This is a genomic window from Desulfotomaculum copahuensis (genome assembly GCF_001655685.1).
Classification (GTDB): domain Bacteria; phylum Bacillota; class Desulfotomaculia; order Desulfotomaculales; family Desulfovirgulaceae; genus Desulfotomaculum_G; species Desulfotomaculum_G copahuensis.
The window spans coordinates 1-6589 of record NZ_LYVF01000063.1 but is presented as its reverse complement, the minus strand read 5'-3'; the positions used below and the strand labels follow the sequence as shown (position 1 = coordinate 6589).

Here is a 6589-nt window from a genome sequence, read left to right as displayed (position 1 = left end):
AGTTCACAGTTGCACAGGCCCGGCCGGTATTCACCTTCGCCGGGCAGGGGGCAACACCCCTCCCCGCTCCGGGCAAGCATCTGCATGATTTTATAGCGGATGGGGTCGCTTAAAGCCTTAGTGATTTTAATATTATCAACCATGGATTGATCATATCAAATGTTTTTGATATGATCAACTGTAATTTTAACCGGGATGAAGTTGGAAAGTCGCGTTACACGGAAGCGGACTGGCGGGCCATCCATGTGCAGGAAATGAGCATTTACCGGCGGGTGGCGGCCGCCATGGATGCGGGTAAGGGCCCGGCGGACACTGAAGTGCAGGAAGCCATCGGGGAACGCTACCGGGAGATCAACGAGCGGTACTACACCTGCACCCCGCAGATCTTCCGGGGTCTGGGGGAAATGTATGTGGCCGACAGTCGCTTCACTGCATTTTACGAACGGATGCGCCCGGGGATGGCGGAGTTCATGCGGCGGGCTATGGCCATCTACAGTGACAGCCTGCCATGATTTACTTTCCTCGTTTCATTCTTTCACTTTATAGTACTCTATCTGCAAATGGTATCTTGCATATAAGATAAGCAACTGCGAAACAGACCGGGATTCCGATTAACGCCGCCAAACCATATTTCAGTAACTGCTCCGGGTGGATACCGCGTAGTGAAATGGCAATAAAGACGATGATTGGAACATGAATAACATATACTGTGAAAGAATGTTTGGACAAAAACTGTGCGAATCCTCTTTGATGATTGAAAAAGTGCCGGAAAAAAGTCAAGAGGCAAAGACTGATTCCAACCGAGAATATGGAATCCCATAGCGCATAAACCCCTGATTGCCAATGCCCGCCGCCAAGGAAAGCGCTTTTGCCGCTAAGTGCAAGAGGAAATAGAATGATCGTGGAAACAATTGCAAGAATGAAACCTACTATTCCGAGCTTGCTCGGAATAGTTTTAAACCAGTTGCGCCGGGATGCAATTATACCGACCATGAAAAAACTAAGGTATTGCGGGAGATAAGCCAATGATGGGAAGCCAAGTATCGGCATGCCAAATGGTATAATAATCCGCAAAAGATAGCTGATGATTGCCAACCCAAGGATGAAGACTACAATGAAGCGTAATTTCGGTGGTTTGCATTCTTTCGCTGGATAAGCAGTCTTATTTTTTATAAATAGGCGGAACAGCACATAACATAAATCAAAGATAAGGAGCATAGCAACAAACCAGAGGGGCCCCATCGTAAATGGCGTTGTCAATTTATATTGAGAGGAAGGCGTATTCTGTGCGAGAAACCAAGAAAGAGGGCTAAGGAGGAAATAAAAGAGAAGCAATGGGACGCCCAGACGCAGTAACCTGTCTTTTAGAAACGTAATTTTTCCTTTACGATCAAATGATCGAGGCGTAAAATGGCCCGAAAGTAAAAAGAAAAAGCCCATAAAATATGCCTGATTGAGCAGTTGGAATATCACTAAAATAGTCTTTGCCGCTAAGTCTTTCGATGGTTCCAGGTAGTAGAATGCAGTATTTGCTGCATAGATTACAGCCAAATGATACAGAACGACTAAAACGGAAAGCACAATACGCAAGTTATCGACGAAAAATAGGCGTTCTGACGATCTATTTGGTGAAATATTAGACATATGTTAACCTTTCTCTCTATTCCAAATGAAAATCTTCGCCAGGTTTTAAAAATTCGAATCCCTGGCTTTATCGAAATCCTATGTTTCTTTACGAGTCGCATAATCGAATAATGACGCTATTTCGCGCGCATATAAGGTCATGTCTAGTTATAATTTGAATATAAGGGACGGTCGAAAAAAGTCCTGGGAAAAACTATTTTTCGACCGTGACTCCAATATGGATCAGTTCCTAATTTATTATTGGTAAATATTTATTAGGGAATTCGCACGACAGAAGCTTATTCTACTGCTTAATCTTCCCCTGCCGGTTCTTTTCCGGTTACCTTTTCCGGGCTGCCTTGACTGATGGAAGCCAATCCGGTAATGGTACCCAGTCCCATCGTCTCCACCGCCGTGCTGGGCACCACGATCAAAGCGCCTTTTTCTTTCAACCCTTCGTACAACATGTTCATCGCCCGCAGGTGCATGGCCACCGGGTTGTCCTGATAGGCCTGCGCTGCTTCGGCAAACTTTTGGGCAATTTCCGTTTCCGCCGTACCCAGGATAATCCGCGCCTTGCGCTCCCTTTCCGCCTGGGCTTCCCGGGACATGGCGTCCTGCAGATTATCCGGAATGATTACGTCCCGGATCTCCACCGATTGCACCGCTACGCCCCAGGGCTCGGTCCGCTGATCGATCACCTTGCGCAGTTCCTCGTCAATCCTATCCCGACCGGCCAGCATTTCTGAAAGCAGTGTCTTGCCGATGATATCCCGCAGCGCGGTTTGCGCCGCCCAGGCCACGGCCTCCCGGTAATTCTCCACCTCCAGGGCGGCTTTCTGGGCATCCCAAACCACCCAGAAGAGAACCGCATCCACGTCTACCGGCACAGTATCCTTGGTCAAAGTCTGCTCCGCGTTAAAAGGGGAGGCAATCACCCGCTGGTCAACCCAGGTGGGCACGGTGTCAATGACGGGGACAATCAGGAAAAAGCCCGGGCCGGCCAGACGGTGGAACTTCTCCAGACGCAATACCAAGGCTTTTTCCCACTGGCGGGCAATTTTTACGGCCGAGGCAACGAAAAGGGCAATTATGATCAAAATTATGGCCGGGGCGGGACTTTCAGCGCCAATTCCCCACCAGATGCCCAGCCCGGCAAGCAAGAGAAAAATGACCACTGACAGGCTGTTTGTATGCGACGGTTCCCGGCGGACGGTTTTCTTCTCCTGCTTTTCCTTTTTGGCAGTTTGCTTTTCATCGGCCATCCTGTCCAGCCTCCTTTAATTTTCTTTCCAGCAACATCATCACATCCCGCACGGTAAAACCCAAACCGGCCGCTTCCACCAGCAACCGGTCAACCAGCTTGGCCAGTACATCAAGGGATGGTGTATCATTTGCCGTGCTGCGCACAAAAGTCCCTTTGCCCTGGCGTGTGGCCAGCAGGCCTTCTTTTTCCAGTTCCGAGTAAACCCGGCTGACGGTATTCGGGTTTATTCTTAATTCAACGGCCAGCTGACGTACCGTGGGCAGCCGGTCACCCGGCTTAAGTCGCCCCGTAGCCACGGCGTACCTGATTTGTTCTTTGAGTTGCACATAAATGGGAATGCCGCTGTCTGTTTTTATTGTAAAGGGTAAATGACCATCACCCCCCGGTTAATACACAACCAGGATGTTACACCTATTGTACTAATAATATAATACAATACATGCGGGCAGTCAATAGCTTATTCCAGCTGTTCATCCTCCAAATATTGTTTATTACCCTGCACCAAAATTATTGACCGTTACAGAAAAAAAGAATCTGCCAGTGCATTCCAGTCACAGGCGTGCTTGTCATATTCGGCCTGCACCGGGTTGTAGCAGACAATGTAGCGGTCGGCGTCATGCCAGAATTCCTTGAAAAGTTTCAAACTCGAGTCAAAAATAAACCTATAGACAATCGCACTGCTATGTGTCGAGGGGATGGGTTTGCTCCCGGGGATTGTCGATCTTTTTGAAGAGGGCGCGGCCTCGGGGAAAGGCGTGCTTGAAGTGACGGGTAATGACGTAGCGGCTTTCTGCGACGATCTAATCAAGGATTCAAGAACCTACGCTGACACCTGTCAAGAATCTGTTGACCAGGAAGTTAGCAAGGCCATGAAAAAGTTTATGGATAAAACAAACAAAGGGATAGGGGGATATCGGGGTGGCAAAAGCAATTGAAGCGAAAGGACTGCGAAAGTCTTTCCAGGACACAGAAGTCCTAAAGGGCGTCGATTTTGAAGTAAAGCGAGGCGAGATTTTCGCCTTACTCGGCTCCAACGGCGCGGGCAAGACCACGACGGTCAACATCCTTTCCACACTTCTGAAATCTGACGGAGGAACCGCGAGCGTCTGCGGCTTTGACGTTTCGCGTCAGCCGGAAAAGGTGCGCGAAAATATCAGCCTGACCGGGCAGTTCGCCGCTGTGGACGAGATATTGACCGGACGGGAAAATATTTTACTGATCGCAAAGCTAAGGAGTGTTCCTAAACCAGCCCAAGTTGCCGACGGCCTGCTCAAGCGCTTTGGGCTTACTGACGCGGCAAACAAACGGGCAGGTATGTATTCCGGAGGCATGAAGCGCAGGCTGGATATAGCGATGAGCCTTGTGGGAGCGCCTGCCGTCATCTTTCTTGACGAGCCGACAACCGGGCTTGACCCGGAGGGGCGGCTTGAGGTCTGGAAAACCGTTAAGGAGCTTGCCGGCAGCGGCGTGACAATTCTGCTCACAACGCAGTATCTGGATGAAGCGGAACAGCTTGCCGACAAAATCGCGATCCTGAACGAGGGCAAAGTCATCGCTAACGGGACGCTTGAAGAACTCAAAAAGCTGTTCCAGCCCGCAAAAAAAGAATATATCGAAAAACAGCCAACACTAGAGGAGATTTTCCTCGCGATCATCGGTAAAGGAGGCCAAGCAAAATGAAAAACAAAGGGAAAAGTTGAATCAGGTGTGAAATATGTCAAGAGATCATTCCTGGCCGGCGAGGAATTTCCTTCACTGGCCTTTGCCAACGAGCAGACCCTAGCCTGGGTTAGGGAGGTTGCTGACCAGCGGATTCACGGCACTACCCACGAGCAGCCGGCGGTGCGCTTCCAGCGGGAAAACCTCCGTCCCTTTACCAGCAGGCCGCCATATGTTTTACAGGTCTGGCAGACGCGCAGGGTGGCCACCGACTGCCTGGTCTCCTACGCATCCATCCGTTACTCGGTGCCCTGGAGGTACGTGCATCAGACCGTCGAGTTGCAGGAACAGGGCGGCCTGATATCTATATACCATCAGGGAGTGCTGATCGCCACCCACCGCAAAGCGGAGGGCAAGTACCAGGTGATTATGGATATGGAGCACTACCGGGGCCTAACAGGTAAACATGATGCCAAGAGAATAGCTGCTCCTCTGCCGGAGGTCGAGGTCAGGAGTCTGGATGTTTACGCATCGCTGGCCGAGGGAGGTGCTCTCATTGGATAACCCGCAACTTCTCAGAATCCAAGAAAACCTCAAATTATTGAAACTAAACCGGACCGGTCAGCAACTCGAAATGCTGCTCCAGGAAGCGAGCAAAGAATGAGGTTAGCTACTCCGACTTTTTGGACAGGCTGCTGGAGGAAGAGATCTCCCTCAAGCAGGAGAAACAGGTATCCCTGAATACTGCCTTAGCCAAGTTTCCCTACATCAAGACCCTGGAGTCGTTCGATTTTTCATTCCAGCCGTCCATCGATCCGAAGATCATCCGCGAACTGGCTACATACTCCTTCATTGACAGGGCGGAGAATCTAGTTATGCTTGGCCCTCCGGGTGTCGGGAATTATCGAAAGTACTTCCTTATCGAAAAAAATATTCTGTTTTGCGCTTGATTGAACTGTTATAAACTTAATTTCTTGTGATAATATTCAGGATAGAATTAATAAATCTATTCTGGAGGTTATCAAAATGGCACATTTGATAACCAAGGAATTATCCGAAAAAGTATTGGAAGAGCTACAGAGGCTTAACTATTCGTATCACTCAATATGCAACTTCCGTGCTGCGTTAAGAAGGATACAAGCATTTGCCGAAGAAAAGGGGGAGCGCTATTTCAACGAAGATCTTGGCAGGCAGTATCTTTTGGAGCGTTACGATTGTAATGTAGACTATTATTCGGAAGCATGTCCACGGAACGCAAAAACCGCAATGCGTCAAGTTCGATTGCTCGGTGACTACCAATTACATGAGGTCGTCATACGCAGGATCATCAAAAAGAAAAACTATGTTAAGCCTCCGCAATTTGAAAAAGTGCTGACGGATTACGAAATTGAGTGCGAGAACAACCAATACTCAAAAAGGGGCATGCGAACGCGTTTGCATCGTCTATTCTTTTTTATCGACTATATCAATCTGCGAAAAATCATGGATGTGAACAACATTACGCCCGAAGTTATATCCGACTATGTAAAGACGATCTTCCATCATCACGAGAAAAGCATGTCGTCGATATTGACAACGTTACGTGTTTTTCTAAGGTATCTATACACGAACGGCTCAACAAAAACCGATTTGTCTTTATCGGTCCCAAAGTATACAAAATACTGGTACCCGGCAGTTCCTAGTATATGGAAGCCAGACGACGTAAAAAGAATGCTTGACGCAATCGACCGGGGTAACCCTACTGGAAAACGTGATTATGCAATACTTCTTCTTGTAGCAAAACTTGGCATCCGCGTTGGTGACATCAAAGGCTTGAAGCTTTCCCATCTGGATTGGCATGAAAATAGAATTCATTTCACTCAACAGAAAACAGGCACTGATGTGTCGTTTCCCATTTTAAACGATGTTGGACTGTTTGAAAAATGGCAGGCCTGTCAGCGATAACCCATATCTGTTTTTAAGAACCCGCGCGCCATACGACGCATTTGGAAAGAATGCCAATCTCCATAATATCATAAGCACCCATAAATTAAGACAGCA

8 protein-coding genes and 2 pseudogenes are annotated in these 6589 nt (G+C 48.4%); 6 read left to right on the top strand and 4 right to left on the bottom strand.

The window, feature by feature from the left end; all coding sequences use genetic code 11:
• Nucleotides 1-170: 170 nt before the first annotated feature.
• The gene (locus A6M21_RS05615) at nt 171-512 is read left to right on the top strand and encodes a TipAS antibiotic-recognition domain-containing protein (protein WP_066666907.1); all 342 of its coding nucleotides are present in this window, start codon (nt 171-173) and stop codon (nt 510-512) included.
• Nucleotides 513-540: 28 nt separating this feature from the next.
• Here A6M21_RS05615 and A6M21_RS05610 read toward each other — a convergent pair whose 3' ends face one another.
• The 4 genes from A6M21_RS05610 to A6M21_RS19245 all read right to left on the bottom strand — a co-directional run bounded on the left by A6M21_RS05610 (nt 541) and on the right by A6M21_RS19245 (nt 3533).
• Nucleotides 541-1644 carry an acyltransferase family protein gene (locus A6M21_RS05610; RefSeq protein ID WP_066666906.1) on the bottom strand — a complete coding sequence of 368 codons (1104 nt, stop codon included), beginning with the start codon at nt 1642-1644 and terminating at the stop codon, nt 541-543.
• A 290-nt stretch (nt 1645-1934) separates the two neighbouring features.
• The gene (locus tag A6M21_RS05605) at nt 1935-2888 is read right to left on the bottom strand and encodes a slipin family protein (protein ID WP_078060421.1); all 954 of its coding nucleotides are present in this window, start codon (nt 2886-2888) and stop codon (nt 1935-1937) included.
• A complete protein-coding gene (locus A6M21_RS05600; protein ID WP_242868777.1) occupies nt 2878-3216 on the bottom strand; it encodes a GntR family transcriptional regulator in 339 nt (112 codons plus the stop codon). The genes A6M21_RS05605 and A6M21_RS05600 overlap by 11 nt, the downstream gene beginning before the upstream one ends.
• 191 nt (nt 3217-3407) lie before the next feature.
• On the bottom strand, nt 3408-3533 hold the full coding sequence (locus A6M21_RS19245) for a hypothetical protein (RefSeq protein ID WP_282434530.1): 126 nt from the start codon (nt 3531-3533) through the stop codon (nt 3408-3410).
• Between the two features lie 46 nt (nt 3534-3579).
• On the opposite strand from A6M21_RS19245, the pseudogene A6M21_RS05595 reads away from it, so the two are divergent.
• The 5 genes and pseudogenes from A6M21_RS05595 to A6M21_RS05575 all read left to right on the top strand — a co-directional run.
• Nucleotides 3580-3825, top strand: a pseudogene (locus A6M21_RS05595) (DUF1048 domain-containing protein); the annotation flags it as partial.
• The gene (locus tag A6M21_RS05590; RefSeq protein ID WP_066666904.1) at nt 3809-4570 is read left to right on the top strand and encodes an ABC transporter ATP-binding protein; all 762 of its coding nucleotides are present in this window, start codon (nt 3809-3811) and stop codon (nt 4568-4570) included. The pseudogene A6M21_RS05595 and the gene A6M21_RS05590, both read left to right, overlap by 17 nt.
• Before the next feature lie 162 nt (nt 4571-4732).
• Complete coding sequence (locus A6M21_RS05585; protein ID WP_151191809.1) at nt 4733-5113, top strand: Mu transposase domain-containing protein; 381 nt, start codon at nt 4733-4735, stop codon at nt 5111-5113.
• An 89-nt stretch (nt 5114-5202) separates the two neighbouring features.
• Nucleotides 5203-5499 (top strand): annotated as a pseudogene (locus A6M21_RS05580) (ATP-binding protein); the annotation flags it as partial.
• A 76-nt stretch (nt 5500-5575) separates the two neighbouring features.
• Nucleotides 5576-6493 (top strand): tyrosine-type recombinase/integrase, encoded by a 918-nt coding sequence (locus A6M21_RS05575; protein ID WP_066666901.1) that lies wholly within the window; start codon nt 5576-5578, stop codon nt 6491-6493.
• The last annotated feature ends 96 nt before the right edge of the window (nt 6494-6589 follow it).